Raw genomic sequence first — 26,405 nt, forward strand, 5'->3', positions numbered from 1 at the left:
CCATTGTGCGCCCCGCACGGACGGGGGAAGGTGCCCGAAGGCGAGTGCGCACGGCCCCGCGCCCGCCTCCCTCGGGTACGGGAGACGGACGCGGGCCGCCCTCGCACGCTGCGGGTCAGAGCAGCGACGTGACCGTGCCGGCGCCGACCGTACGGCCGCCCTCACGGATCGCGAAGCCGAGCCCCGGCTCCAGCGGTACGTCACGGCCCAGCTCCACGGTCAGGGACACCGTGTCGCCGGGGCGCGCGACGGCCGCCTCGCCCAGGTCGATGTCGCCGACCACATCGGCCGTACGGATGTAGAACTGCGGCCGGTAGCCGCTGGTGACCGGAGTCGTACGGCCGCCCTCACGCGCGGAGAGGACGTATACCCGGGCCGTGAAGCGCCGGCTCGGGACGACGCTTCCGGGCGCCGCCACGACGTGCCCCCGGCGGACCGCGTCGCGCTGCACGCCGCGCAGCAGCAGCGCCACGTTGTCCCCGGCCTCCGCGGACTCCATGGGCTTGCCGAAGGTCTCCAGCCCGGTGACCACGGTCTCCGTCTCGGCGCCCAGCACCTCCACCCGGTCGCCGACCCGTACCGTGCCGCGCTCGACCGCGCCCGTGACGACCGTGCCGCGCCCGGTGATGGTGAGAACGTTCTCCACCGGGAGCAGGAACGGCGCGTCCGTGTACCGGACGGGCATCGGCACATACGTGTCGACGGCGTCGAGCAACGCCTCCACGGCCGAGATCCAGCGCGGGTCGCCCTCCAGCGCCCGCAGGCCCGACACCCGGACGACGGGCGCCGCGTCGCCGCCGTACCCGTGCTCGTCGAGCAGTTCGCGGACCTCCAGCTCGACCAGGTCGGTCAGCTCGTCGTCGCCCGCGTCGGCCTTGTTGATCGCCACGACGATGTGGTTGACGCCGACCTGGCGGGCGAGCAGCACGTGCTCGGCGGTCTGCGGCATGATCCCGTCGAGCGCGGAGACGACGAGGATCGCCCCGTCGAGCTGGGCCGCGCCGGTCACCATGTTCTTGATGTAGTCGGCATGGCCCGGCATGTCCACATGCGCGTAGTGCCGGGTGTCGGTCTCGTACTCGACGTGCGCGATGTTGATGGTGATCCCGCGGGCGGCCTCCTCCGGCGCCCGGTCGATCCGGTCGAACGGGACGAAGGTGCCGGTCCCCCGGTCGCTGAGGACCTTGGTGATCGCGGCGGTCAGTGTGGTCTTGCCGTGGTCGACATGGCCCATGGTGCCGATGTTGAGGTGCGGCTTGGTGCGCACGTATGCCGTCTTGGGCATGATTCCCTACTCGGACTCGAAGCGTGAGCGGGACCCCTGAGCCTTGCCGACCCTCCCCCTGTGGGGTCCGCCGGACGTTCCGGGAAGGGTCAGCTTCGGGCGCCGCCGAAGGGCGCCGCTGCCGCGGCCGCGTGGGCCGCCGCTGCGTGGGCGAGGAATGCGGCAGCCTTCGGCGCGTCCGCGACTGCGGACGGCGCTGCGAGGAAGGCGTACCGGGACATGACGCTGATCCTGGCCCATGGCGCGGACGGCGTCGAATGGTTTTCCGGCGGCGTGGGAGGCGCATCACGGCGATCACCCGCACACGTCGGTTACTCTCCCCAAATGCTCGACACCGCCGCCCGGCCGTCTCCGGACCCGGGTTCCGCCCGGTCCGTCCGCTACGCCCGGGTGCTGCTCTCGCCCTGGTCGCGGTTCTCCCTGCTCCTCGTCATGCTGGGCACGGCAGCCGCGTTGGTGCTGCTGTACGAGCCGCAGAGACTGCTGACGGACGGCTGGCCGGCGGGGGTGGGCGGGGGCGCCGCCGTGGTGCTGTTCGCCGTGGCGTACGGAATGTGCGCCGTCGCGTTCGTCCCACGCCCGCTGCTCAACCTCGCGGCGGGCGCGCTCTTCGGCTCACAGTTCGGACTGGCCGCCTCGCTCGCGGGGACGGTGCTGGGCGCGGGGATCGCGTTCGGGCTCGGCCGCTTCCTGGGGCAGGAGGCGCTGCGCCCGCTGTTGCGGGGACGCTGGCTGACCGCCGCCGACCGGCAGTTGAGCGGCCACGGCTTCCGGTCGATGCTGGCGATCCGGCTGTTCCCCGGGGTGCCGTTCGCCGCCGCCAACTACTGCGCCGCCGTCTCGCGCATGGGGTGGGCGCCGTTCCTGCTGGCGACGGGCATCGGTTCCGTCCCCAACACCGCGGCGTACGTGGTCGCGGGCAGCCGGGCGACGGCGCCGACATCGCCCGCGTTCCTGCTCGCGATGGGCTTCATCGTGGTCACCGGCCTGGCCGCCGCGGTGGTCGCCTGGCGCAAGCGCCACCACCTCGGCGGCCGTTGACCCCGCGAACCCGCCGGCGGGTCCTGTCCTCTCAGGGTCGTACGGCGTGCGAGGACGGGGCGAGCCCGAGGTCACCGCCGGGCGGCGGGGCGAAGAACCGTGCCACGTCCGCGTCCGTGACCTGTCCCAGCTCCCTCGGCGACCACTGGGGCGTCCGGTCCTTGTCGATGACCTGGGCGCGGACGCCCTCCGGCAGATCGGGGGTGGCCAGCGCGGCGCACGAGGCACGGAATTCCTGGTCGAGCACCTCCTCCAGCGTCGTCAGCCGCCGGGCCCGGCGCAGCGAGGCCAGCGTCGCCTTGAGGGCGGTGGGCGACCGGGTCAGGATCGTCTCGGCGGCTTCCTTCGCCGCCGGGTGTCCGTGACCGAGCAGCCCGCTGACGATCTCCTCCACCGAATCGGCCGCGTAACAGGCGTCGACCCACTCGCGGTCCGCGGCGAGTCGCCCTTCCGGCGCGATCGACTCGTACCGCCGCACCGTCTCCCGTACGTCCCCGTCGGCGAGTTCACCACGCAGCGCGGGCAGCCGGTCCGCGGGTACGAAGTGGTCCGCGAGCCCGCACAGTTGAGCATCGGCGGCGCCCACCGCCCGTCCGGTCAGGGCGAGATGCGTGCCCAGCTCGCCCGGCGCCCGGGACAGCAGATACGTCCCGCCCACATCGGGGACCAGGCCGATTCCGGTCTCGGGCATGGCGACGGCGGACCGCTCGGTGACGATCCGTACGTCACCGTGCGCCGAGACACCGACTCCGCCGCCCATCACGATGCCGTCCATCAGCGCGACATACGGCTTGGGGTAGCGGGCGATACGGGCGTTGAGCCGGTACTCGTCCCGCCAGAAGAGGAACGACTCGCCGCCTCCGGTGCGCGCGTCCTCGTAGATCACGCGGATGTCGCCACCCGCGCACAGCCCACGCTCTCCGGCCCCGGAGATGACCACGGCGGCGACGCTGTCGTCCCGCTCCCACTCCGTCAGCGCCTCGGCGATCCTCCGCACCATCGGACGGGTAAGGGCGTTGAGGGCGCGCGGGCGGTTCAACGTGATGTGGGCGAGGTGGCCCACCCGGCCGATCAGTACGGGTTCCTCGTGAGCCATCCGGTTCCTTCCCTGGTCCGATACGTCCCGGCCAGTATCAGGCCAGGCCCGTGCGGTGGGTGGTGGGTGCGGGTGCCGGGGCCTCCGGAGGCGCATGTCCGGACTGCATGATTTACGGCGCGTGCGGCTTTGTTCTCCGGGTGCAGCCCGGTGTGCGCCACAAATCACGCTCTACGTCCGGACACGTCACCTCCTGCGACCCCGACCCCCTCCCGCCGGATCCCCGCCTGCCGCCCGGTGGTACACCTCATCCGCCCGCCTGCCCGGCGGGGGTGGTCTGTAGCGGGCGGTGAAGGGGGCCGCGCAGGGGTCGTGTCCGGAACGTAAAGCGTGATGTGTGGCGCACACCGGCCAGTCAGCCGACGACGAGACCCGCACGCGCCGTAGGGGGTCCGGGGGTGTCCCCCGGGAAGGCACAGCATGCAGTGCAGGACATGACCCCGGAGCGGCCACCGGCCACAACCCGCACACAACCACGCACCGGCACCACACCCCACCCACTCGACTCAACCGCGCCAAGCGGCCACCGCCTCGATCAGCCGCTCCGCGGCCAGCGTCGCCGTCAGCCGCCCCTCCCGTACCTCCCGCTCCAGCGATGGCGCCAGCTCCCGTACCCCCGGGTCCTCCCGCAGCCGGTCCAGAACGTGGTCCCGGACCATCGACCACGTCCAGTCGACCTGCTGGTCACGGCGCTTGCGTTCCAGGCGGCCGTCCGCGTCGAGGACCGCCCGGTGCTGTTCGAGCCGTTCCCAGACGTCCGGCAGACCGGTCCCCTCGCGCGCGCTGCAACTCAGCACCGGCGGCGTCCAGGCCGCGTCCGCCGGATGCATCAGCCGTAGCGCGCCCGCGAGTTCACGTGCGGCGGAGCGGGCGTCGCGTTCGTGGGGGCCGTCGGCCTTGTTGACGGTGATGACGTCCGCCAGTTCCAGCACGCCCTTCTTGATGCCCTGGAGCTGGTCCCCGGTGCGGGCAAGGGTGAGCAGCAGGAAGGAGTCGACCATCTGGGCGACGGTGGTCTCGGACTGGCCGACACCCACGGTCTCGACGAGCACCACGTCGTACCCGGCGGCCTCCATCACGACGATGGTTTCGCGTGTCGCCTTGGCGACCCCGCCGAGCGTGCCCGCCGTGGGTGAGGGGCGGACGAACGCCGCCGGGTCCACCGCCAGCCGCTCCATCCGGGTCTTGTCGCCCAGGATGGAGCCGCCGGTCCGGCTGGAGGACGGGTCGACGGCCAGGACGGCGACCCGGTGGCCGAGGCCGGTGAGCAGGGTCCCGAGCGCGTCGATGAAGGTGGACTTGCCGACGCCGGGGACGCCGCTGATGCCGATGCGGCGTGCTTTCCCCGCGTGCGGCAGCAGTTCGGTCAGCAGTTGCTGGGCGAGCTTGCGGTGGTCGGGGCGGGTGGACTCCACGAGGGTGACGGCTCGGGCGATGTACGAACGGGAGCCGTCCAGTACGCCCTTGGTGTAGGCGGCGATGTCGATCCGTGGTGGCACGCGCTCACCGCTCGGTGCCGGTGGCGAGAGGCTCGTGGCCCAGCGAGGTGGCGAGCCCCGCCAGCAGGTCGCGCGCCGCGTCCGGGATCACCGTGCCCGGCGGGAAGACGGCCGCTGCGCCGGCCCGGTGCAGTTCCTCGATGTCATGGGGCGGGATCACCCCGCCGACGACGATCATGATGTCCTCCCGGCCCTCGGCGGCGAGTTGTTCGCGCAGTGCCGGTACGAGCGTGAGGTGTCCGGCGGCCAGCGAGGAGACGCCGACGATGTGCGCGTCCGCCTCGACCGCCTGCCGTGCCACCTCGGAGGGCGTCTGGAACAGGGGGCCGACGTCGACGTCGAAGCCGAGGTCGGCGAAGGCGGTGGCGATCACCTTCTGGCCCCGGTCGTGGCCGTCCTGGCCCATCTTGGCGACGAGGATGCGGGGGCGGCGGCCTTCGGCCTGCTCGAAGTCCTCGACGGCCGCGCGGGTGCGTTCGACGGCCGGGGAGGTGCCTGCTTCGTTGCGGTACACACCGGAGATCGTACGGATCTGGCCGGAGTGGCGCCCGTACACCTTCTCCAGGGCGTCGGAGATCTCCCCGACGGTCGCCATGGCGCGGGCCGCGTTCACGGCGAGTCCGAGCAGGTTGCCTTCGAGGCCGGGGCCGGGGCCCGCTTCGGCCGCCGCGGTCAGTGCGCGCAGCGCGTCCTGGCAGGCGTTCTCGTCGCGTTCGGCGCGCAGGCGGCGGAGCTTCTCGATCTGCTGGGTGCGTACCGAGGAGTTGTCGACCTTGAGTACGTCGATCTTCTCGTCGGTCTCGACCCGGTACTTGTTGACGCCGATGACGGGCTGGCGTCCGGAGTCGATCCGCGCCTGGGTGCGGGCCGCCGCCTCCTCCACCCGGAGTTTGGGGATTCCGGCGTCGATGGCCTTGGCCATGCCGCCGGCGGCCTCGACCTCTTCGATGTGCTGCCAGGCGCGCCGGGCGAGGTCGTAGGTGAGCTTCTCGACGTACGCGCTGCCGCCCCAGGGGTCGGTCACCCGGCAGGTTCCGGACTCCTGCTGGAGCAGGAGTTGGGTGTTGCGGGCGATGCGGGCGGAGAAGTCGGTGGGCAGGGCAAGTGCCTCGTCGAGGGCGTTGGTGTGCAGGGACTGGGTGTGGCCCTGGGTGGCGGCCATGGCCTCGACGCAGGTACGGGTGACGTTGTTGAAGACGTCCTGCGCGGTGAGCGACCAGCCGGAGGTCTGCGAATGGGTGCGCAGGGACAGCGACTTGGCGTTCTGCGGGTCGAACTTCTTGACGAGCCTGGCCCAGAGGAGGCGGGCGGCCCGGAGTTTGGCGATCTCCATGAAGAAGTTCATGCCGATGGCCCAGAAGAAGGAGAGCCGGGGCGCGAACGCGTCGACGTCGAGGCCGGCGCCGAGGCCGGCGCGCAGGTACTCCACGCCGTCGGCGAGGGTGTAGGCCAGCTCCAGGTCGGCCGTGGCGCCGGCTTCCTGGATGTGGTAGCCGGAGATGGAGATGGAGTTGTAGCGGGGCATCTTCTGCGAGGTGTACGCGAAGATGTCGGAGATGATCCGCATCGAGGGCGTCGGCGGGTAGATGTAGGTGTTGCGGACCATGAACTCTTTGAGGATGTCGTTCTGGATGGTCCCGGCCAGCTTCTCGGGCGGTACGCCCTGTTCTTCCGCGGCGACGATGTAAAGGGCGAGGACGGGCAGCACGGCGCCGTTCATCGTCATCGAGACGCTCATCCGGTCGAGCGGGATGCCGTCGAACAGCTGGCGCATGTCGTAGATGGAGTCGATGGCGACGCCTGCCATGCCGACGTCGCCGGTCACCCGGGGGTGGTCGCTGTCGTAGCCGCGGTGGGTCGGCAGGTCGAAGGCGACCGACAGGCCTTTCTGTCCGGCGGCGAGATTGCGCCGGTAGAAGGCGTTGGACTCCTCGGCCGTGGAGAATCCGGCGTACTGCCGGATGGTCCAGGGCTGGTTGACGTACATCGTGGGGTACGGGCCGCGCAGATAGGGCGCGATGCCGGGGTAGGTGGAGAGGAAGTCGAGCCCCGCCAGGTCCTGTTGGGTGTAGAGCGGCTTGACGGCGATGCCCTCGGGGGTTTCCCAGAGCAGGTCGTGGTCCGCCCGCCCGGTGTTTTCCTTGACGGCTGTACGCCACTGGTCCTCGGTGGCCGCGGCGTGGTCGCCGGGGCCCAGCTCGATCTCGGAGAAATCGGGGATCCGCATCACGCCACTCCCATCCGGTCGAGGACGGAGGTGAGGACGGCGATCGCGTCGCCGCCCGCGACGACGAACTCGTCGACTCCGGCCCGTTCATAGGTCTCACGCTGTTCGCCGGGCCGGCCGGCGAGGAATACCCGTGCCGCGCCCGCCGATTTGAGCGCTTCGGCGACGGGCGCGGCCTGGTCGGCGTAGAGCGCGTCGCTGGAGCAGACGCAGGCGACGGTGGCGCCGCTGCGGGTGAAGGCGTCGGCCGCGGTGTCCGCGTCGACCGACACCGGGTCGTGGACCGGCTCGATCCCGCCGGCCTGGAAGAGGCCTGCGGCGAAGGAGGCGCGGGCCGTGTGGGCGGCGGCCGGGCCGAGTGCGGCGAGGAAGACGCGCGGCCGGGTGCCGGTGGCGGCGAGATGTGCGTCGGACCGGGCGCGGAGCGTCTCGTACGCCTCGTCGCGGCGGACGGTCGGGAGTCCGCCGCGGGGCGGATCGGGAGGTGTGTCCCGTTCGACCGGGTCCTGGTCGATCTGGGGGAACTCACTGACGCCGGTGATGGGTTCGCGCCGCTTGGCCAGTCGGGTGGTGCGGTCGGCCCAGGTGGCGGCGAGCCGTTCGCCGATCATTCCGTCGCGCAGGGCGGCCCGTTGGCCTCCCGCGCGTTCGATCTCCTGGAACCATGTCCAGGCCGCGTGGGCGAGTTCGTCGGTGAGCGCCTCCACGTACCAGGAGCCGCCTGCCGGGTCGATGACCCGTCCCAGGTGGGACTCCTCCAGCAGGATCGTGGAGGTGTTGCGGGCGATCCTGCGGGCGAACGCGTCGGGCAGTCCGAGGGCGTGGTCGAAGGGCAGTACGGTCACGGCGTCGGCGCCGCCGAGTCCGGCGGCGAGCGAGGCGACCGTGGTGCGCAGCATGTTCACCCAGGGGTCGCGCCGGGTCATCATGACCGGCGAGGTCACGGCGTGCTGGCGCTGCGCCCCGGCGTGCGCGGGGGCGCCGCAGACCTCGGCGACCCGGGCCCAAAGCCGCCTGGCGGCCCGGAGTTTGGCGATGGTGAGGAACTGGTCGGCGGTGGCCGCGTAACGGAATTCGAGCTGGGCGCAGGCCGCTTCGACGGAGAGTCCGGCCGCGGTGAGGTCGCGCAGCCAGCCGACGCCGGTGGCGAGCGAGCAGCCCAGTTCCTGCGCGTCGGAGGCCCCGGCCTCGTGGTAGGGGAGCGCGTCGACGGAGATGGCGCGCAGTCCGGGGTATTCGCGGTGGCAGAGCGCGGCGAGTCCGGCTGCTTCCGTGATCGCCTCTTCGGCCGTTTCCCCTCCCGTACGGGCGAGTTGTCCGACCGGGTCGGCGCCGAGGGTGCCCCGGGCTGTGTGCCGCTCGACGCCACGCTTGTCGTACAGCCTGAACAACTCGGCTGCGGCGGGCCCGAATTCGTCTCCGGCGTCGAGGGCGACCGGCGCCAGGTCGAGATAGACCCCTTCGAGCGCCGTGGCCAGCCCGGACACGGGGACGCCGGAGGATCCGACGGAGAGCCAGAGGGAAGTGACCCCGTTCTCCAGGTCGCTGAGCACGGCTTCGTTGGTCCGTACGGGGTCGGGGCGCGTGTGGCGCTGCCGTACCTCCCAGCCGGAGACCGCGGCTCCCTCGGGGCGTCCGCCCCGGGTGAAGGGAGCTAAGCCCGGATAGCCCGCGTCGCCCGGGGCGTCCTCCGAGGTATAGAGCGGACGGGTGGTGAGCCCGTCCTGGAGCTGTGTGGACAAGGCTTCTTCGGCTGCCGTCCCCGCCGCGTCCCGACCCGTTTTGCGCAGAACGCCTTCCACCAGGCTCTGCCACTGTTCGCGGGTCGCATCGGGGAATTCGGCGGCCAGGGAAAGCCCGTTCTCAGGCAGGACCGTCATGGCCAGATTTTAGGTCAGCGCATCGAATGAGCAGCAGAGCACACGGCTGTGACCTATCCCTCTCAATAACGAGCTGGAGTCAAGGTTTTCCCAAGGCGCACCCCGTGTACGACGCCGCGTGTCGCCGGTCGGTCTCCTGCTGTCCGATGCCCGCTCCCGCCTCACCCGCGCCCCTGTTCGCGCTCGGGCTCGTGCTTGGGCGCGCGCTTGGCGCGCGCCCGCCGTACGCCTGACGTATCCCTGTGGCTCCACGAGCTGCCGCCGTCCCGTAACCCCCGGACGTTACGCTTCGCACGACCTCGATCCTCAGCCCCTCAATCCGCCACCGCGCCGTGGTCCCCGCCGGCCGGTGCACACCCATTTCTTGGACGGCGTAGCACTTCATGTCTTGGTTCGAATCTTTCATCCTCGGGCTCGTCCAGGGGCTGACCGAGTTCCTCCCCATCTCGTCCAGCGCGCATCTGCGCCTGACGGCGGCCTTCGCGGGCTGGCACGATCCGGGCGCGGCGTTCACCGCCATCACCCAGATCGGCACGGAAGCGGCCGTCCTGATCTATTTCCGCGAGGACATCGCCCGCATCATCTCCGCGTGGTTCCGCTCTCTGACGAACAAGGAGATGCGCGGTGACCACGATGCCCAGATGGGCTGGCTGGTGATCGTGGGCTCGATCCCGATCGGCGTGCTCGGCATCACCTTCAAGGACCAGATCGAGGGGCCGTTCCGTGATCTGCGTCTGATCGCGGTCACGCTGATCGTGATGGGCATCGTCCTCGGCGTCGCCGACCGCCTCGCGGCCCGTGACGAGACCGCCGCCAGGCACCGTGCCGTCAAGGAGCGCAAGTCGCTGAGGGATCTGGGGGTCAAGGACGGTCTGATCTTCGGCTTCTGCCAGGCCCTGGCGCTGATTCCGGGCGTCTCCCGCTCGGGTGCCACGATCAGCGGTGGCCTGCTGATGGGCTACACCCGCGAGGCGGCGGCCCGCTATTCGTTCCTGCTCGCGATCCCCGCCGTGCTCGCCTCGGGTGTCTTCGAACTCAAGGACGCCGGAGAGGGCCATGTGTCGTGGGGGCCGACGATTTTCGCCACGCTCGTCGCGTTCGTGGTGGGATATGCCGTTATCGCCTGGTTCATGAAGTTCATCACGACGAAGAGTTTTATGCCGTTCGTGATTTACCGGGTGCTGCTCGGGATCGCGCTGTTCGTCCTGGTCGGTACGGACACCCTGAGCCCGCACGCGGGCGAGTCGGGCGGCTGACGGACGCCCGGCCGGGGGAACGGGCCACGAGTGGTCGGACGGCGTGCCACGAGTGGTCAGGTGTGGGTCAAGTGTGAGCAAGGACGCGCCCAGAACGGTGTTTCGGCGCCGTTACTGCCTCTAGGGTTGTCACATGTCCTTCACTTCCGCATCCGCTTCCTCGGCTTCTGGTGCCGTAGCGGCCAATGATCGGATCCGCGCGCTCGTCGACGCGGCCGACGGAACGTGGCCCGCCGAGGCGTACGAAGTACTGCTGCTGGAGTGGGCCGCGGCCCTCCACGACGACATCGACGAGGCCGCCTAGCGAACCGGTCGGCGGCCCCGGTCACTCCTCTTCTTGTCGGCCGCCCTTTCATTCTTTTCCCCCCGGTTCATTCTTGTCCGGGGGGTCATTTCTGTCCGGTGAATTGTTACCGGTGGCCTCGCATGCGCGCGTCAGCCCACGAGGGAACGCGCGACGCGGAACCCCACGTCGTCGATCCGGAAGGTCGGGTGGCTGCGGCGCCGCACCGAGGCCCGGCAGCTCCAGGGCTCGTCGAACCACCCGCCGCCGCGCAGCACCCGGTAGGTGCCGTAGACCTCGGCGTCGTAGGTGTCCCAGCACCACTCCCACACGTTGCCCAGCATGTCGTACAGGCCCCACGCGTTGGGCTGTCTGCCGCCCACCTCGTGCACGCGTTCCTGCGAGTTGCCGCGGTGCCAGGCGATCTCGTCGAGCTCTCCGTACCGCGCGCCGGTCGTGCCGGCCCGTCCCGCGTGCTCCCACTCGGCCTCGGTCGGCAGCCGGTATCCGTCGGCGGACGCGTCCCGGGCGACCCCCTCGGCCTCGGCGTGAAGGCGGTACGCGGGCGCCAACCCCTCGTGCTGGGACAGGCCGTTGCAGAACCGGACCGCGTCCAGCCATGAGACACCCTCGACGGGCAGCCGTTCGCCCTGCGCGGTGCTCGGCCGCGCCCCGGTCACCTGCTCGTACAGCGCCTGGGTGACCGGAACCGCCGCGAGCCGGTACGGCGCGAGCTCGACCGGCCAACTGCGCCGCGTTCGCCGGTCCGACAGCGTCACCTGTCCCGCCGGTATGGCGATCATCTCGTTCACCGCACTCACATCCATGAGCAGATGATCACACGCCCCGCGTGTACGCCCCTCGCAATTTAGACCGGTCGGTCTTACGGGGCAACGTAGCGCCGCAGGCCCCTCGTTCATGGCGATTCCTTCCAAGCGACCCGGCTTCGGCGCATGAACGAGAAGGTGGAGAGGTAAGGATCGCAGCGCGTGTAGTTGGCCTGGGTGGCGCACACCCGGAGGAGGGGGATTCGGCCGATGGCGTCAGCGAACGGCGGGGACACCGGATGAACGGTACGGATTCCAGCGGCGTCACGTCCGCACGCGAAAGGGAGGACGCCGAGCGGTTCATCGGCCTCTCCGTCGCGCTGACGGGCTTCGACGCCGCCGAACTCGCGGAGACGGGTATGGCGGAGATCTACCGGTCGACCGTGTTACGGGAGGCCGGTCCCCTGTCCTACGACAGGCTCGTCGCCGCGCTGACCGATACGGCGAGCCTGCCCGAGACCTTGATGAGCAAGGACGGGGACGGGGAACTGGTCGAGCTCGCGCGGGCGGTGTGCCACCTCTGGTACCTGGGCGTCTGGCCCGGACTTCCCGAACACGGCTTACGCAAAGGAAACATGACGGCGAGTCACTCTCCCTACGTGGTGTCCGACCGTGCCTACGCGGAAGGCCTGGTCTGGCGTTGTCTCGGCAGTGACGCGCCCGGCACCGGGGCGCCCGGCCACGGCTCCTGGGCCAGGCCGCCGGCCGGTGTCCCGACCGAGAGTGGGGCCCGTTGACCAGCGGTCGGAACGCTGAAGAGCGCATAGACGCGATCATCGTCGGGGCGGGCATCGCGGGATCGCTGGTGGCGAAGCAACTGGGAGAGCGCGGCTGGCGGGTCCTGGTGCTGGAGGCCGGCCTGGGCGACGGTGACCAGGGCCATGAGCGGGCGGTGGACCTGGACCGGTACCGGTCGGCGCCGGCGAAGGTCCCCGGCGCGGCGATCGCGCGCAATCCGCTCGTCCCGTCACCTGATGTGCCGGACCTCGGTGGCACGCCCGGCGGTGGTTACCGGGCCGACGGGTACTTCGTCCAGAACGGCCCGCTCCCCTATTCGAGCGGCTATCTGAGGGTCAACGGCGGTACGGGCACGGCCTGGACGGGCCTCACCCCGCGGATGCACCCGGAGGACTTCCGTACCGGCGCCCTCGGCTACGGCCGCGACTGGCCCATCGGCTACGACGAGTTGGAGCCGTACTACCGCGGCGCCGAACGCGAACTCGGCGTGGCCGGTGACCTGGCCGAGCAGCGGGAACACGTCGATCTGCCCTTCGCAGAGGGGTATTCCTTCCCGCACCGTCCGGTCCCGGCCAGCCACCTCGACCGGATGCTGGCCGAACGGCTCGACGGTCAGCACGTCCAGGATCCGTCGCAGCCGCACCCGACCGCGCTGCGGGTCGTGGGGACGCCTCAGGCGCGCAACAGTTCGGCCACCGACGAACACGGGCCCGTCTGCGAGGGCAGCGCGAGTTGCATCCCCATCTGTCCCACCGGCGCGAAGTACACACCGCGGCGTACACAGGACCGTTGGGCCCCCGGCGTCACCCTGCTCACCCGCGCCGTCGTCGACCGGATCCTCACGGACCCCACCGGCCGGATCACCGGCGTCGAGTATCAGCGGTACGACGACCCCGCGCGCCCCGCCGCTGTCACCCGGCGTACGGTGCGCGCGAGCGTGGTCGTACTGGCCGCCCACGCGATCGAGAACGCGCGGCTGCTGCTCGCCTCCGGTCTCGCCAACTCCAGCGACCAGGTCGGCCGGAACCTGATGGACCATCCGGTCCTGCTCACCTGGGGCCTCATGCCCGAGCGGACCGGCCCGTACCGAGGTCCGGGGTCCACCTCCGGCCTGGAGGGGTTCCGCTTCGGACCGGCCCGCGCCGTCCGCGCGCCCTTCCGTGTCGAGATCGGCAACTGGGGCTGGGTGTGGGCCGTCGGCCCGCCCGACCACGAGGTCGCGAGCATGCTGCACCAGGGGGACCCGGCGGCGCCCGACGGCCGAGGCCTGTTCGGCACGGCGTTACGGCAGGCTCTCAGGGACCGGGTCGGACGCCAGTTCGCGTTCCAGTTCGAGATGGAGCAGAGCGCCGACCCCGCCAACCGCGTCACCCTCGATCACCGGCACCGTGACCCGCTGGGCAGTCCGCGCCCCGTCCTGACGTACGACGTGTCCGACCATGTGAAGCGGGGCATGGCGGCGGCCAAGGCCGTCTCCGACCAGATCTTCGCCCTCGCCGGGGCGGAGGACCACAGCCGGTACGAGCCGGGGCCGTTCCAGCCCGGGTGGTTCGAGTACGAGGGCAGGCCGTACGCCTACCGGGGCGCGGGCCACGGCGCGGGCACCCACATCATGGGCGAGCGCGCGGCCGATTCCGTCGTCGACTCCTGGCAGCGCTGCTGGGACCACCCCAATCTGTACGCCGTGGGCTGCGGCAGCATGCCCTCTCTCGGCACCTCCAACCCGACCCTCACCATGGCCGCGATCACTCTGCGCAGCGCCGAGCGGATCCACCGCGACCTGACCGAGCTGCGTGACGCGGTACGGCTGCGGTCCCCCGCGACAACGGCCTGGACCGGCCCCGCCCAGGGCTCCGGCCGGAGTTCCGACCACGGCCCTCTTTCCCGTCCCCTTCACGGCCCGACCGAGGGTCCCGTCCGAGGAGAGTCCCGCCCCATGGCCCATGACCTCACGCTGCCGCCCGTCACGGCTCCGTACCTGCTGCCCTTCCACTACGGCGCCCTGCACAACATCGGTCTGGACTACCTGGTCGACCCCGGCCCGGTGCGCGACATGCTCGCCAAGCGCCATCCCGACCTGACCGCCGCGGACTTCGGCGGCCGGGCGTGCGTCACCGTCAACTACCAGCTGTACTTCGCTCAGTATCCGAACGGCGGCGGCATCACCCAGGAGATCGAGTACAGCATCATCGCCCACCCCACCGCGAGCGCCGACCGCCTCGCACGCCTGTCGTACGAGGAGTTCGCCCAGGGCTTCGACCAGACCAAGCTGCTCGGCATCGCCCGGCTGCATGTGCTGTGCGACAACCCGCTGGCCATCGAGGCCGGCACGTTGCTCTTCGGAGAGCCCAAGTATCCGGCGTGGTTCGAGTCGGTCATGCCCTCGCCCAACGGCCCGGCCGGCGACGACACATGGACCGTCACCTGCAAACAGGCCACGCTCGCTCCGTCCGGTGACGGTCTCGACCGCCGGGAGTCGACGCTGTTCTCGTTCGAGGCCGATCTGAGGGGGCTGCCCCGTCTTCCGGTCAACAACACCCCCATCACCGGCTACGGCACCGACCCGACGGGCCGCCCGCTGGCCGGCCCCCTGAACGTCTACCAGCCGTACCAGTACCTGCCGTTGGCCGACGGCGCGGCCGAGCGCGTGCGGCTGCGCGTCCACGACGCGTCGTCGGAGATCGGCGCCGACCTGACCACCCTCATCGGCGACGCCCCGGCCGCCGGGGCGTGGACGTACCAGTCGCCTCCGGTCGCCGCTCACAACCGGCCGTACTACGTACCGCGAGCGACCTGAGCGCTATACGCGACGGCACTTCCCGATCCGTATCCGTGGCCGTGAACCGGGCCCGTACGGAATCGGGAAGCGCCGTGTCACGCGGTCAGAGGTCCCTTTCTCCGGCCACCGCCCCGGGTCGCGGTCCGGTCTCCAGCGGCAGGTCCGGGGCCGGAGCCAGAGCCGAAGTCGAAGCCGGGGCGGGGCTCGAAGCCGGGGCAGAGGCGGCCACCAGGACTTCTCCGCCGCCCCGGGTGACCCGCGCCAGCCACCAGGTCGTGACCAGGCAGATCGCGGCCAGGACGCCCAGTACGACGGGCACCGCCCGGACGCCGGACAGTTCGATGGCCTTGCCGAGCGCCGGTCCCGCCGCCACACCGCCCACCATCGACGCGGCGATGACCAGGGCGCCCGCTCGCCGGGCGGCCGGAACCGCCCGGTTCAGCCACGGCAGTCCGGTCGGGAAGATCGGTGCGATGAACAGGCCGACACCGGCGTACGCGTACGGCGCGAGCCCCGGAACGACGGCCAGCAGCAGGCATACGGTCATGCCCGCGCAGCTCACGATGATGATCGCCGGCTCCGACCAGCGCAGGGTCAACGGCGCGACCAGGAACCGTCCCACCGTCATCATCAGCCAGTAGACGGAGGTCGCGGACGCGGCGACCGCCGTGCCGTAGCCCACCGTCTCCAGGTGCGTGGGCTCCCAGCCGCCGACGCCGGCCTCCACCCCGACATGGAAGACGTACAGCAGGACGAAGGCCCCCAGCAGCGGTCCCGTCCGGCGCATCCTGGACGGGCCCGGCCGGGCCGCCCCGGTGGCGGTTCCCGCCGTGGTGCCTCCGGCCGCGTCCCCGGGCGGGGCCTCCCGGTCCCGTACCCCTCGCAGGGAGAACAGCAGCGACGCGGCGAGCACGGCGAAGCCCGCGAAGACCGCCGGATAATGGTCCGCCCCGAGCAGGCCGATCACCGCGGGTCCGGCGATCGCGCCGATACCGAAGTGCGCGTTGAGGATGTTGAGCATGGCGGGGCTACGGCGTCCGAAGCCGATGGCGAAGAGCTGGTTCAGCCCGTAGTCGATTCCGCCGAAGCCGAAGCCGGTCACCAGCGCCGCCAGGAGGGCCAGTGGCCAGTTGGGGGCGAGGGCGAAGGTCAGGCTGCCGGCCGCCATGAGGGAGTAGGAGGTGCCGAGCAGCATCCGGTTGCCGACCCGGCCCTGGATCCGGTCGAAGGCCAGCACCCCGACGACGCCGCCGATGAAGTGCGCGCTCAGGCCGAGTCCCGCGCCGGACGGCGAGAGGCCGAAGTCCTTCCGCAAGGCGGGGATGGCGGGTCCGTACAGCGACTGGAGCGCGCCGATGAGGACAAATCCCACACAGGAGGCGACCACGGCGGACGGACTGAACAACCGCTCGCTGTCGGCTGTTTTCCGCAGGCGGTCAGGGGCTCTGCTCATGAAGTCTCCGGTTCGAAGTGCGAGGAACTGCGATGAACGAGGACAGGGTGGGAACAGGAGGGGCGAGGGTTCCTGGTTCCCTTGCGGGGCTGTTCAGTGGGCTGTTGAGTCCTTGCCGGCCCCTTCGAGGAAGCGGGTGGCGATCTCCTGGGCGAACGCCATGATCGTCCCCTGCGGGCTGATACCGGTCCCGCCCGGCAGCACACTGGCGTCGCACAGCCGCACGTTCCGGAATCCGTGGGGCCTGCCGAATCCGTCGCACACACCACCCCGGTCCGCGAGCCCCATGCGGCAGGAGGCCATGCCGTGTACGGACACCAGCTCCCAGTCCGCCGGGGTGACACGGGCGCAGAACTCCTCGACGTCGAGCAGGTCGCGCAGCGGTCCGGCCGTGGCGACCGGCGGGACGAGTTCCACGGCCCCGGCGGCGAACAGCAGGCGTGCGCTGTCGCGGAAGGCGGTACGGAGTCCGGCGTGGTCGGCGGCCGTCATACCGTGCCTCAGGAGCGTGCCGCCCAGCGGAGTGGTGCTGAGACGGGCGTGTCCGGCCGGCCGGACCTGGGTGGTGAACACCCCCAGCCGGTCGATCTGTTCGAGCAGCCGCTCGACGGTGCCCGGCCCGTGCGAGGCGACGGCGGCGGCCAGGCCGCCCGGGGTGACGTTGGACGGCATCATCAGCACACCGCCGTGCGTGAACTCCTGGACCTGGGCGGTGAAAATGGTGCCCTCGCGGGCCCGGACGTCCTCGTCGAAACGGGCGACCGTACGCAGGTTGACGTGCAGGGCGATCTCGCGCCCCGCGCGGTCCGGGTGGATCCGGCTGCGTTGCAGCAGCGTCGGCGTACCGAGCGGTCCCGCGGCCACGAAGAGCGCGCGCGGCCGGTAGAGCGACCGCCGTCCATGGCTGTCGACGGTGAGGACACCCCGTACGTCACGGCCGTCGTGCTGGATCCGCAGGGCGCGCGTCCCGGGGACGATCTCGGCGCCGAGTGCCTCGGCTTCGGGGAGGTAGCTGAGCGCCATGCTCTGCTTGGCGCCGCTGACGCAGCCGGTGGTGCACCGGTTGCGGTGGGCGCAGCCCCGTACGGCACGCCGCGCGTGCTGCCAGGACCAGCCGAGCTTGTCCGCGCCGGCGGCGAGCAGTTCCGAGTCCCGGTTGCCGTCGCCGTGTTGCTGGGTGATGACGCCGAGGCGCCGGGTGATGCGCTGGAGATGGGGGGCCAGGTCCTGGGACCGGTAGCCGTCGATGCCCGATGTGGTCGCCCAGTCGTCGAGCAGGTCGGGTGGCGGTTCCCAGAACAGGCCGCCGTTGACCACGGTGGTCCCGCCGACGCAGCGGCCCTCGCCGTACGCGATGGTGGGGCGGCCGAAGATGGGCGTGAGCCCGCCCTGCCGGTACAGCCGGCGCATGTTCTCGGCGGGGGTGGCGGCGGCCAGTTCGGCCGTGCCGACCCGGGGGCCTTCCTCCAGGATCGTGACGTGGCGCCCGGCCGCGGCCAGTTCCAGAGCCGCGGTGCCGCCGCCCGCGCCGGATCCGATGACGAGGATGTCGCAGTCGTGGACGGGCAGGTCCCGGGTGCGGGTGCCGCGCCGGAGGAGGTCGCGGATCATGCGGCCCCCTTCTTCGGCCCGTCCTGTGGCTTCTCCCGTACCGGCGGCCCACCCTCGGAGTTCGCCCGTACCGGCGGCACGTCGTTTCGTAACGGCGGGCCGCCCTCGGGCTTCTCCCGTACGGGCAGCCCGTCCAGTGCTCCGTACAGGGCCAGTGTGGTGCTCGCGCGTACCACCTCGGAGAAACCGGGGAGGGTCCCCAGCCGGGCCATCCCCTTGCGGCCCGTCCGCGCCGAGGCGCGGTCCAGGCGGGCCCCGGTCACGAGCCGGAACACCGTGGGCAGCAGGCGCAGTACGACCGTGAAGCCCAGGCGGTACGGCAACGGGAGGGTTTTCAGAGTGCTGTTGACATGGGTTTCTGCCGCGGCGGCCGCCTCCGGATCGCGCAGGCAGCTGTACTGGCGCGCCCAGTAAGCGGGCAGACCGCTCGCCCGCAGCGCCCCTCCGTGCGTCGGAAACGTGGGTGAGGTCGCGGTCGGCCGTGCCGGGCGGGAGCGCGCCATCTGGGTCAGTCGCATCAGGCGGTCACCTTCTCCTTCACGAACCCGGCCAGGAGCCGGGCCGCGCCCTTGCTGAGCACCGCGTCCAGCGCGGTCAGGAAGATGTCCGTCTCCGCGGGCCCGGCGACCAGCGGCGGCGAGGCGATCAGGGCGATCCGCCGGTTGGAACCGAAGAAGGTCAGCACGCCGTGTTCCCGGTACAGCGCGGCGACCACGGCTCCCGTGAGCAGCTTGGACACTGCCTGAGGGTCCTTGGCGAGGGCTGTCGGCAGGGCCGCCCTGATCCGGTCGGGAATCCCGGGCCCCTGGTTGAGGAACACGCCGTGCAGCGCGCCCCGGCCCCGGGTACCGGCCACCAGCCGTGGATGGCGGGCCGCGATGTCGGCGAGCCCGGCTTCGAGTTGTTCGCCCAGCCGACGGGCCCGGCCGGGGAAGTCCTCCTCCACCGCGACGGCGACGGCCTCCAGCGCGGTGGCGGTCTCCTCGCCGAAGCCGTAGTACGTGGTGCTGTGCAGGGTGGCGTCGCCGAGGTTGTCGTACGCCTTGCGGAAGACCGGTTCCCGGGCCACATAGCCGGAGATGGACGCCTTGCCCCCGCCGAAGGATTTCGACATGGCCACCACGTCGGGGAGCAGACCGGGGTGGCGCATGAAGTGGAACAGTTCTCCGGTCTTGCCCCAGCCGGTGTACACCTCGTCGAAGATCAGCACGATGTCCAGTTCGGTGCAGATCCGCCGTATCTCCCGCAGGAATTCCGGCGAGCACTCCCGCAGGCTGGACGCGCTGAAGGGTTCCAGGACGACCGCGTACACATCGCTGGTCCCGTCGGATCCCCGGTGCCGCTCCAGGGCGAGGGCGAAGGAGTCGAGATCCCCGTAGGCGAACGCGTCGGTTCCGGGTATCCGCGGGAAGGGGAAGTGGATCTCGGGCGAGGCGGTCAGGCTGCCGGCGCCCAGCAGTTTGCCGTGGAACGCGATGTCCGTGTGGAGGATCGTCCCCCGGTGCCCGGCGTGATACTTGTACGCGAGTTTGACGGCCCCTTCGACCGCCTCGCCGCCGGAGTTGGGGAAGTAGCTGATGTTCAGGTCCCCGGGCAGCAGGGTCGCGAGGTTGTGGCTCAGGGCGGCCACGTAGGGGGAGAAGAAGTTCTTGTGCACCTCCATCCGCCGCTCCCGCTGGAAGCGTTCGCGTACGGCGAGGATGCGCGGGTGGTTGTGCCCGTGGTTCAGCACCCCCACGCCCCCGGTGAAGTCCAGGATCCGACGGCCGTCCCGCAGGTGGATCCAGGCTCCCTCCGCGTGATCCACCAGGTCCCGGCCGAAGCCGAAGGACCCGATGAGCGAGACCTGGCTGCGGCTGACATGGTCGCGGTACAGCTCGTGGACCCGGTCGATGCCGAGGGCCTCGCACTCGTCCAGTGTGATCAGGTCAGCCATGGTCCACCTCGTCGGCGGAGAGGTGGCGCAGCCGGTCGGCGATGAGACGCGCGGCCGAACGTCCGTCCCTGACCGCGTAGTTGGTGCCACGGTCCTCGGGGAAGACCTGCGCCATGCTGGCCAGGTAGAGCCCCGGCACCTGGGTCCGCAGCGGTGGCATGGTCTTGGTGTAGCCGGGGGTGATCACCGGCTGGGCGTACTCCGCGCGCCAGACGTGATAGCCGTCGACCCAGCTCCTGTCGAAACCGGGGAACATCCGACGCAGGTGGGGGAGGCTGTATTCGAAGACCTGCTCGTCCGTCATCCGGTACAACTCGGCGTCGGTCGGCAGGTATTTGGACAGATAGACCACGTGGCGCCCGCCGTAGCGGGAGGGGTCGTCCATGTTGGTGTGTTCGATGACGCCCACGTAGGGGAAGGTCGGGTCGTTGACGTTCAGCCAGTACGTCTCGGACAGGCGGCGGTTGTTCTCCAGCACCAGGCACACGTTCGCCAGGTAGGGCACCTGCCGCAGTTGCCGGTTCAGCGCGGGGACCGCCGGGTGGCCGGCCTCCGGTCCGGACAGCAGTCCGGCGGCCAGCGCCGGAGCGGTGGTGACGAGCACCTGGCGGGCGGGGTGGAACCGGCCGGCCGCGGTGACTCCTGACACGCCGTCATGACCGGCGTGCACGGTCTCCGCCGGCGCCTCCGTGACGATGTCCACGCCCAGTTCGGCCAGCCGCTTGCGCAGCGCCGTCAGCAGCGCCTCGCTGCCGCCGCGCAGGTAGTACAGCGTCTCGCTGCCCGATTTCGTCCGGCTGCCGCCGCGCAGATGCAGTTTGGTCCACATCCAGGTCGCCCCGACCTGCGGCGCGTACGAGCCGAACTTGCCTTCCAGCAACGGCCGCCAGACGACCTCGTACACCTTGCGACCGCCCAGCGAGACCAGCCAGTCCTCGGCGGTACGGGACTCCAGCTCGCGCCAGTTCCGTACCCGGCCCGCGCGCAGCGCCATCAGGCCGAGCCGCAGGCGGTCGAGGAGCGACAGTGGCGCGAAGCGCAGTACGTCGATCGGCTTGGACAGCCGGTAGACGGAGTTCGCGTAATACATTCCGGTGCGGGTGAGGTGCGGCTCCATCAGGTCGGAGACGCCCAGCTCCGCGCAGAGTTCCAGCATGTCGTCGTCCGAGGCGAACCAGTGGTGGTAGAAGCGCTCCAGCCGCCGTCCTCCGACGTCGAAGCTTCCCGCGAGGCCGCCCACCTCGCTCTCCCGCTCCAGTACGCGGCAGCTGATCCCCTTCGAGGCCAGCTCCAACGCGGCGGCGAGGCCGGTGAATCCGGCCCCGACGACCAGTACGTCGATGGGCTCCTCCGCCGCGCTCATCACGCCACCTCCTCGACGGCCGGTACCGGGGACGAATCCGCCACCGGGCTGGAGGTCCGTTCGCTGATCACATAAGCGGGGCGGTCCTCCACGTGCCGGAACACACCGCGCATGTACTCCCCCAGGACCCCGATCGCCAGGGTCTGGATCCCGAACATGGCCGCTGTCAGCGCCGCCTTGGGGTCACGGCGCGAGACGGCGATGCCGCCGGCACCGGCCAGCGAGGCGAGGCCCAGATAGGCGGGGGCCCGGAGCGGTGCGGCCGAACCGGAGATGATGCCGCGCCGGGACAGCGCCAGCATCTTGCGGAGCGTGTATTTCGACTCTCCCGAGGCCCGCGATCCGCGCTGATACTCCACGGCCGTCTCCGGAAATCCTGCCCAGCTGATCGCGCCGCGGAGGAAGAGTTCGTTGTCACCGAGCCCCGTCAGCAGATCGACCACGTTCCTGTCGAGCAGCCTGAAATCCCCCGTGTCCAGCGCGACCGGGTGATCGGACATCGCTTTCAAGATGCGGTAATAAGCAAATGCGGACAGCTTTTTGAAGTAGCTCTCTCCCTCTCGTCCACTGCGTCTGGCGGAGACGACGGGCCAGCCCTGCCGCCATAAGGAGACCATCTCCGGGATCAGTTCAGGAGGGTCCTGAAGATCCGCGTCGATGAGGACGACCGCGTCCCCCACCGCTTCTCGCAGGCCGGCCAGGCAGCCTGCCTGGTGGCCGAAGTTACGGCCGAACCGCAGCGCGCGCACGGACGGTTCCCGCGCCACGAACTCCTGGATGACCGACCAGGTGCCGTCCACGCTGCCGTCGTCCACATACAGCACTTCGTATTCCGCGCTCCGGTCGGAGCCGATGACACCTATGAGCCTGGAGTGAGTTTCCCGGAGCACGGCCTCCTCGTTGTAGCAGGGCAGGACGATGCTCACCAGATACGAATCATTCTTTCGTGCGTACACCTGACTGACGGACACGTGGCCTCTCCCAATTAACGATGGTGCGGAGGATGGCTCGTTTCCTCGGATCATACGAATGAGTCGGCGCCAACAGATCGCCGCTCTGTCGCATTTATTTCGCTGATCGTGTTTCATTTCGGAGCTTCACCCACGCCCGGATTCTCTGTCAACCCACCCCCAGCAATCGAGACAATCGTCCTCGGTCGCTCCGGACCCGGGCGCCGCGGGCCGACCGGCCGCAGATCTGCGACGACCCATCCAGCGCCGGGATCGGCCCGTGCGTGACAACAACTGGTTCCAGCCGACGGAATCAGGCGTTCCACCCCATGACTTCGCGCCCGCCGGGCCGACGGAACGCACACGCCTGCTCCCCGGCCTTTATGACCGAAATCAATAGAGCGGGAACATTTCATGTTTGCTGAGCGGTCGGACCGGAAACCGAAGCCGACGCCGGGAAAGACATCGGGCCACATCGGACCAATTCACCGACATCACGCCCTCTTATCGGAATATCATCCCGGGTTACCGGTAGGTGCACTAGAGGTAGCGCGCCCGAATCTGGCAGTGCGGCGGATCGTTCGGCAGGTCCGCGATGTCGGGCCGGCCCGGACTCACGGGCTCGTACAGCGAATCCATCGGAATGAGGGTGCCGCCCATCAGAGCCGCCGCCACCGCGAGCCCCGCCACGAGACTGGCCGACGCCCCGGCCGGCAGGGCGATCCCCACCACGCACGCGGACAGCCACAACCAGGCGGTCAACCGGGCCCCGTACGCGATGTGCCGCCTTCCCGAGGGAGCAGCCGGGAACACCCACGCGGCCTGTCGACGCGCGAATTCACGCCGCCGGTTCTCGCTTCCCCGCACCATGACCCGTATCTCCCGGGAGCAGAGACCGCACCATACGGCGACACGCTGCCGGCGAGCGGAATCGACCGTCACCACCTGCTCCTGCGCCCAGTACGGCGATTCGGTGCCGTGACAGTCGTTCACCCGTCTGTGCGCGACGCTGATACCGACCCTCTCCTGGCCCAGGATGACCGCCGCCCTCCGCCGCGATACCCACGTCGCCACCGGTTTCCTGTCCCCTCCCGGCGATGTTTGCCCGGTCGCGGCACCGGTCCGGCCTGACATACGTGACATACCCCCGGGGCAACACCCCACCCGCCGGAGCCCGTATCCGGCCGGTCTCCGACGGTGCGCCGCACGGGAGTCGAGCATCTGCACGAGGCTGCCGGGCGCCCGCGAAAAACTCGTGCCGCGCACGGCAACCTTTCCCGTGCGGGCGGCGACTAGGGGGCGCAGGGTCTCAATTCCCCCCCACCCCTGGAGGATTCCGTGCGGTTCAACGTCAGTTCGTACGAGGCGGCCCCCGGGCGCCCGCCAAGACCCGGGCGCCCGCGCGTCCTTGGCGGGGCGCTGGGCCTGCTCGCGACGGCCTGCGCGGTCGTCGCCGGCCTGATGACGGCGGCGTCCGGCTCGGCGCAGCCCGGGGATCGCACGGAGACGGCCGCGGCGCGGTCCGGAGAGCGTGCGGTGGCCGCCGCGCAGCTGGAGCGGCTCGACCGCGGCCTGGTCAGTGTCCACACGGGCAATGACAACCTGGTCAGTTGGCGCTGGCTGGCCACGGACGCGAGCAACGTCACCTTCAACCTCTACCGCGGCTCCGCCAAGGTCAACACCGAGCCGATCACCACCGCCAACTATCTGCACAAGGACGCGCCGAACTCCGCCGACTACACGGTGCGCGCGGTGGTGAACGGTACGGAACAGGCCGCCTCACCCAGCGCGATCCAGTTCCGCGCCGGCTACCTCGATGTGCCGATCTCGGCCCCGGCGGCCGGCTCGGACTACACGTACGAGGCGAACGACGCCTCCGTCGGCGACCTCGACGGGGACGGCGACCTCGACATCGTCCTGAAGTGGCAGCCCACCAACGCCAAGGACAACTCGCAGTCCGGGACGACCGGTAACACCATCGTCGACGGCTACACCCTCCAGGGCCAGCGGCTGTGGCGGATCGACCTGGGCCGCAACATCCGCTCCGGCGCGCACTACACGCAGTTCCAGGTCTTCGACTACGACGGTGACGGCAAGTCCGAGGTCGCGATGAAGACCGCCGACGGGACGGTCGACGGCACGGGCAAGGCGATCGGCAACGCCTCCGCCGACTACCGTAATTCCTCCGGTTACGTACTCAGCGGCCCCGAGTTCCTGACGGTGTTCAACGGACAGACGGGCGCCGTGCGCAGCACCGTCGACTATGTGCCGGCGCGCGGTACGGTCTCCTCCTGGGGCGACTCGTACGGCAACCGTGTGGACCGCTTCCTTGCCGGGACCGCCTACCTGGACGGCAACAAGCCGTCGCTGATCATGGCGCGGGGCTACTACACCCGTACGGTCATCTCCGCCTGGGACTTCACCGGTGGCCAGCTCACCCGCAAGTGGACATTCGACACCAACAGTTCCACGAACAGCGGCAAGGGCTACGACGGCCAGGGCAACCACGCCCTGAGCATCGGTGACGTGGACGGCGACGGCCGGGACGAGATCGTCTACGGCTCGATGGCCGTGGACGACAACGGCTCCGGTCTGTGGACGACGAAGAACGGCCATGGCGACGCCGCCCACCTGGGCGACCTCGACCCGTCCCGGCCCGGTCTCGAATACTTCAAGGTCGACGAGGATTCGTCCAAGCCGTCCTCCTACTTCGCCGATGCCAGGACCGGCCAGGTCCTGTGGCAGACGGCGGCGAGCGGCGACAACGGCCGCGGCGTGGCGGCTGACATCTGGGCGGGCAACGACGGCGCCGAGATGTGGTCGGCGGCCGACGGCTCCATACGCGACAAGTCCGGCGCCACCAAGGGCCGCAAACCGTCCTCGATGAACTTCCTGTCCTGGTGGGACGGCGACCCGGTGCGCGAGCTGCTCGACGGCACCCGTATCGACAAGTACGGCACCGCCTCGGACAGCCGGCTGCTCACCGCGTCCGGGGTGCACTCCAACAACGGCACCAAGGCCACCCCCTCGCTCTCCGGCGACATCCTCGGTGACTGGCGCGAAGAGGTCATCTGGCCCACCACCGGCAACACGGCGCTGCGCATCTACTCGACGCCCCACCTGACCGACCGGAAGATCACCACGCTGCTGCACGACCGGCAGTACCGGACGGCGCTGGCCTGGCAGAACACCGCCTACAACCAGCCCCCGCACCCCAGTTTCTTCATCGGCGACAAGATGCCCACGCCGCCGCGACCGACCATCACCACCCCGTAGCTCCCCTCGAACGTTCCCTCTCGAACGTTCCCTCTGAATCACGTAGTTCCCACCCTCGAATCACAAGGAGCCACCCCCAAATGACCGACATCAAGGGCAAGAACCTCAAGCGAAGGCGCCGGGTGATCGCCGGCGGCATCGGTGCCATCGCCCTCACTCTCGGCGCACTCCCCTCCGGCCTGAACCTGTCCACCGCCGAGGCCGCCACCTGGCCGTCCGCCAACGGCAGCGAGGCTGTCGGCGCCACCAAGAGCATCAGTGGTTCCGTCGACGGTGGCATGAAGCGCTACTACGGCACGGGCGACCTCGGCGGCGACGGTCAGGGCGAGGGCCAGGACCCGATCTTCCAGCTCGCGGACGGCGCGACTCTGAAGAACGTGATCCTCGGCGCCCCCGCCGCCGACGGTATCCACTGCGCCGGCAGCTGCACGCTCCAGAACGTGTGGTGGGAGGACGTCGGCGAGGACGCGGCCACCTTCCGGGGCACGGGCAAGACGTTCAACATCGTCGGTGGTGGCGCCCGCAAGGCCGCGGACAAGATCTTCCAGTTCAACGGCGGCGGCACCCTGAACATCTCCAACTTCTCGGGCCAGGACTTCAAGACTTTCGTCCGCTCCTGCGGCAACTGCTCCAGCCAGTACAAGCGCACGATCAATGTGACCAACACGGAGATCATCGCGCCGGGCAGTGTCATCGGCGGGATCAACACCAACTACGGCGACTCGCTGACCCTGCGCGGTATCACCATCGTCGGGGACAGCAGCAAGAAGATCGTGCCCTGTCAGAAGTACATCGGGAACAACACCGGTGCGGAGCCGACGAAGAACGGCACCGGACCCGACAGCACGTACTGCAAGTACGCGGCCTCGGACCTCACCTACAGGTGAGCCGGTAACGCTCCACAC

20 protein-coding genes are annotated in these 26,405 nt (G+C 70.3%); 7 read left to right on the forward strand and 13 right to left on the reverse strand.

What is annotated here, in order from left to right; genetic code table 11:
- Positions 1–115 precede the first annotated feature (115 nt).
- A complete protein-coding gene (tuf, locus tag ACIQD6_RS27720) occupies positions 116–1,285 on the reverse strand; it encodes an elongation factor Tu (RefSeq protein WP_401887274.1) in 1,170 nt (389 codons plus the stop codon).
- A gap of 324 nt (positions 1,286–1,609) precedes the next feature.
- Here tuf and ACIQD6_RS27725 point away from each other — a divergent pair, with 324 nt between their 5' ends.
- Positions 1,610–2,326: a TVP38/TMEM64 family protein gene (locus ACIQD6_RS27725; RefSeq protein ID WP_401887277.1), complete on the forward strand. Its 717-nt coding sequence runs from the start codon at positions 1,610–1,612 to the stop codon at positions 2,324–2,326.
- 31 nt (positions 2,327–2,357) lie between these two features.
- On the opposite strand, the gene ACIQD6_RS27730 is transcribed toward ACIQD6_RS27725, so the two are convergent.
- From ACIQD6_RS27730 to mutA, 4 genes are all read right to left on the reverse strand, one after another.
- The gene (locus ACIQD6_RS27730) at positions 2,358–3,422 is read right to left on the reverse strand and encodes an enoyl-CoA hydratase/isomerase family protein (RefSeq protein ID WP_401887279.1); all 1,065 of its coding nucleotides are present in this window, start codon (positions 3,420–3,422) and stop codon (positions 2,358–2,360) included.
- Positions 3,423–3,928: 506 nt separating this feature from the next.
- Positions 3,929–4,921 carry a methylmalonyl Co-A mutase-associated GTPase MeaB gene (meaB, locus tag ACIQD6_RS27735; protein ID WP_401887282.1) on the reverse strand — a complete coding sequence of 331 codons (993 nt, stop codon included), beginning with the start codon at positions 4,919–4,921 and terminating at the stop codon, positions 3,929–3,931.
- Positions 4,922–4,925: 4 nt separating this feature from the next.
- Positions 4,926–7,148, reverse strand: a complete 2,223-nt coding sequence (gene scpA / locus ACIQD6_RS27740; RefSeq protein ID WP_401887285.1) for a methylmalonyl-CoA mutase — start codon at positions 7,146–7,148, stop codon at positions 4,926–4,928.
- On the reverse strand, positions 7,148–9,028 hold the full coding sequence (gene mutA, locus ACIQD6_RS27745; protein ID WP_401887288.1) for a methylmalonyl-CoA mutase small subunit: 1,881 nt from the start codon (positions 9,026–9,028) through the stop codon (positions 7,148–7,150). The genes scpA and mutA overlap by 1 nt, the downstream gene beginning before the upstream one ends.
- A gap of 383 nt (positions 9,029–9,411) precedes the next feature.
- Here mutA and ACIQD6_RS27750 point away from each other — a divergent pair, with 383 nt between their 5' ends.
- A complete protein-coding gene (locus ACIQD6_RS27750) occupies positions 9,412–10,284 on the forward strand; it encodes an undecaprenyl-diphosphate phosphatase (RefSeq protein WP_401887291.1) in 873 nt (290 codons plus the stop codon).
- 133 nt (positions 10,285–10,417) lie between these two features.
- A complete protein-coding gene (locus tag ACIQD6_RS27755) occupies positions 10,418–10,588 on the forward strand; it encodes a hypothetical protein (protein ID WP_401887293.1) in 171 nt (56 codons plus the stop codon).
- 131 nt (positions 10,589–10,719) lie between these two features.
- On the opposite strand, the gene ACIQD6_RS27760 is transcribed toward ACIQD6_RS27755, so the two are convergent.
- Positions 10,720–11,394: a formylglycine-generating enzyme family protein gene (locus ACIQD6_RS27760; RefSeq protein ID WP_401887296.1), complete on the reverse strand. Its 675-nt coding sequence runs from the start codon at positions 11,392–11,394 to the stop codon at positions 10,720–10,722.
- A 239-nt stretch (positions 11,395–11,633) separates the two neighbouring features.
- Here ACIQD6_RS27760 and ACIQD6_RS27765 point away from each other — a divergent pair, with 239 nt between their 5' ends.
- Both ACIQD6_RS27765 and ACIQD6_RS27770 read left to right on the forward strand, forming a co-directional pair.
- Positions 11,634–12,131, forward strand: coding sequence for a hypothetical protein (locus ACIQD6_RS27765; RefSeq protein ID WP_401887299.1), 498 nt, complete (start codon positions 11,634–11,636; stop codon positions 12,129–12,131).
- Entirely contained in the window at positions 12,128–14,929 is a 2,802-nt protein-coding gene (locus ACIQD6_RS27770; protein WP_401887302.1) for a GMC family oxidoreductase, read from the forward strand. The genes ACIQD6_RS27765 and ACIQD6_RS27770 overlap by 4 nt, the downstream gene beginning before the upstream one ends.
- A gap of 85 nt (positions 14,930–15,014) precedes the next feature.
- Here the strand turns inward: ACIQD6_RS27770 and ACIQD6_RS27775 are convergent, their stop codons facing one another.
- The 7 genes from ACIQD6_RS27775 to ACIQD6_RS27805 form a co-directional block, all read right to left on the reverse strand.
- Positions 15,015–16,364 carry an MFS transporter gene (locus ACIQD6_RS27775; RefSeq protein WP_401887304.1) on the reverse strand — a complete coding sequence of 450 codons (1,350 nt, stop codon included), beginning with the start codon at positions 16,362–16,364 and terminating at the stop codon, positions 15,015–15,017.
- A gap of 93 nt (positions 16,365–16,457) precedes the next feature.
- Entirely contained in the window at positions 16,458–17,975 is a 1,518-nt protein-coding gene (locus ACIQD6_RS27780; RefSeq protein WP_401887307.1) for an FAD-dependent oxidoreductase, read from the reverse strand.
- Complete coding sequence (locus ACIQD6_RS27785; protein ID WP_401887309.1) at positions 17,972–18,493, reverse strand: hypothetical protein; 522 nt, start codon at positions 18,491–18,493, stop codon at positions 17,972–17,974. The genes ACIQD6_RS27780 and ACIQD6_RS27785 overlap by 4 nt, the downstream gene beginning before the upstream one ends.
- Entirely contained in the window at positions 18,493–19,911 is a 1,419-nt protein-coding gene (locus tag ACIQD6_RS27790) for an aspartate aminotransferase family protein (RefSeq protein ID WP_401887311.1), read from the reverse strand. Before ACIQD6_RS27790 ends, ACIQD6_RS27785 begins: the two co-directional genes overlap by 1 nt.
- Entirely contained in the window at positions 19,904–21,274 is a 1,371-nt protein-coding gene (locus ACIQD6_RS27795) for an NAD(P)/FAD-dependent oxidoreductase (protein ID WP_401887314.1), read from the reverse strand. Before ACIQD6_RS27795 ends, ACIQD6_RS27790 begins: the two co-directional genes overlap by 8 nt.
- Positions 21,274–22,200: a glycosyltransferase family 2 protein gene (locus tag ACIQD6_RS27800; RefSeq protein WP_401887316.1), complete on the reverse strand. Its 927-nt coding sequence runs from the start codon at positions 22,198–22,200 to the stop codon at positions 21,274–21,276. The genes ACIQD6_RS27795 and ACIQD6_RS27800 overlap by 1 nt, the downstream gene beginning before the upstream one ends.
- A 564-nt stretch (positions 22,201–22,764) precedes the next feature.
- A complete protein-coding gene (locus tag ACIQD6_RS27805) occupies positions 22,765–23,298 on the reverse strand; it encodes a hypothetical protein (RefSeq protein WP_401887319.1) in 534 nt (177 codons plus the stop codon).
- 387 nt (positions 23,299–23,685) lie between these two features.
- Between ACIQD6_RS27805 and ACIQD6_RS27810 the strand changes: the two genes are divergently transcribed.
- Both ACIQD6_RS27810 and ACIQD6_RS27815 read left to right on the forward strand, forming a co-directional pair.
- Entirely contained in the window at positions 23,686–25,500 is a 1,815-nt protein-coding gene (locus ACIQD6_RS27810) for a rhamnogalacturonan lyase (RefSeq protein WP_401887523.1), read from the forward strand.
- Between the two features lie 80 nt (positions 25,501–25,580).
- Complete coding sequence (locus tag ACIQD6_RS27815) at positions 25,581–26,387, forward strand: pectate lyase (RefSeq protein WP_401887321.1); 807 nt, start codon at positions 25,581–25,583, stop codon at positions 26,385–26,387.
- Positions 26,388–26,405: the final 18 nt, after the last annotated feature.

The organism is Streptomyces sp. NPDC088400, assembly GCF_044753355.1.
Lineage (GTDB): Bacteria > Actinomycetota > Actinomycetes > Streptomycetales > Streptomycetaceae > Streptomyces.

Bases quoted from the DNA above. Each gene is read 5' to 3' on its own strand.
- ACIQD6_RS27765 (WP_401887299.1), top strand. From the start codon at position 11,634: ATGAACGGTACGGATTCCAGCGGCGTCACGTCCGCACGCGAAAGGGAG.
- ACIQD6_RS27790 (WP_401887311.1), bottom strand. From the start codon at position 19,911: ATGGCTGACCTGATCACACTGGACGAGTGCGAGGCCCTCGGCATCGAC.
- ACIQD6_RS27755 (WP_401887293.1), top strand. From the start codon at position 10,418: ATGTCCTTCACTTCCGCATCCGCTTCCTCGGCTTCTGGTGCCGTAGCG.
- ACIQD6_RS27785 (WP_401887309.1), bottom strand. From the start codon at position 18,493: ATGCGACTGACCCAGATGGCGCGCTCCCGCCCGGCACGGCCGACCGCG.
- ACIQD6_RS27775 (WP_401887304.1), bottom strand. From the start codon at position 16,364: ATGAGCAGAGCCCCTGACCGCCTGCGGAAAACAGCCGACAGCGAGCGG.
- tuf (WP_401887274.1), bottom strand. From the start codon at position 1,285: ATGCCCAAGACGGCATACGTGCGCACCAAGCCGCACCTCAACATCGGC.
- ACIQD6_RS27730 (WP_401887279.1), bottom strand. From the start codon at position 3,422: ATGGCTCACGAGGAACCCGTACTGATCGGCCGGGTGGGCCACCTCGCC.
- ACIQD6_RS27760 (WP_401887296.1), bottom strand. From the start codon at position 11,394: ATGGATGTGAGTGCGGTGAACGAGATGATCGCCATACCGGCGGGACAG.
- ACIQD6_RS27815 (WP_401887321.1), top strand. From the start codon at position 25,581: ATGACCGACATCAAGGGCAAGAACCTCAAGCGAAGGCGCCGGGTGATC.
- ACIQD6_RS27725 (WP_401887277.1), top strand. From the start codon at position 1,610: ATGCTCGACACCGCCGCCCGGCCGTCTCCGGACCCGGGTTCCGCCCGG.
- ACIQD6_RS27750 (WP_401887291.1), top strand. From the start codon at position 9,412: ATGTCTTGGTTCGAATCTTTCATCCTCGGGCTCGTCCAGGGGCTGACC.
- ACIQD6_RS27795 (WP_401887314.1), bottom strand. From the start codon at position 21,274: ATGAGCGCGGCGGAGGAGCCCATCGACGTACTGGTCGTCGGGGCCGGA.
- ACIQD6_RS27780 (WP_401887307.1), bottom strand. From the start codon at position 17,975: ATGATCCGCGACCTCCTCCGGCGCGGCACCCGCACCCGGGACCTGCCC.
- ACIQD6_RS27810 (WP_401887523.1), top strand. From the start codon at position 23,686: ATGACGGCGGCGTCCGGCTCGGCGCAGCCCGGGGATCGCACGGAGACG.
- mutA (WP_401887288.1), bottom strand. From the start codon at position 9,028: ATGACGGTCCTGCCTGAGAACGGGCTTTCCCTGGCCGCCGAATTCCCC.
- scpA (WP_401887285.1), bottom strand. From the start codon at position 7,148: ATGCGGATCCCCGATTTCTCCGAGATCGAGCTGGGCCCCGGCGACCAC.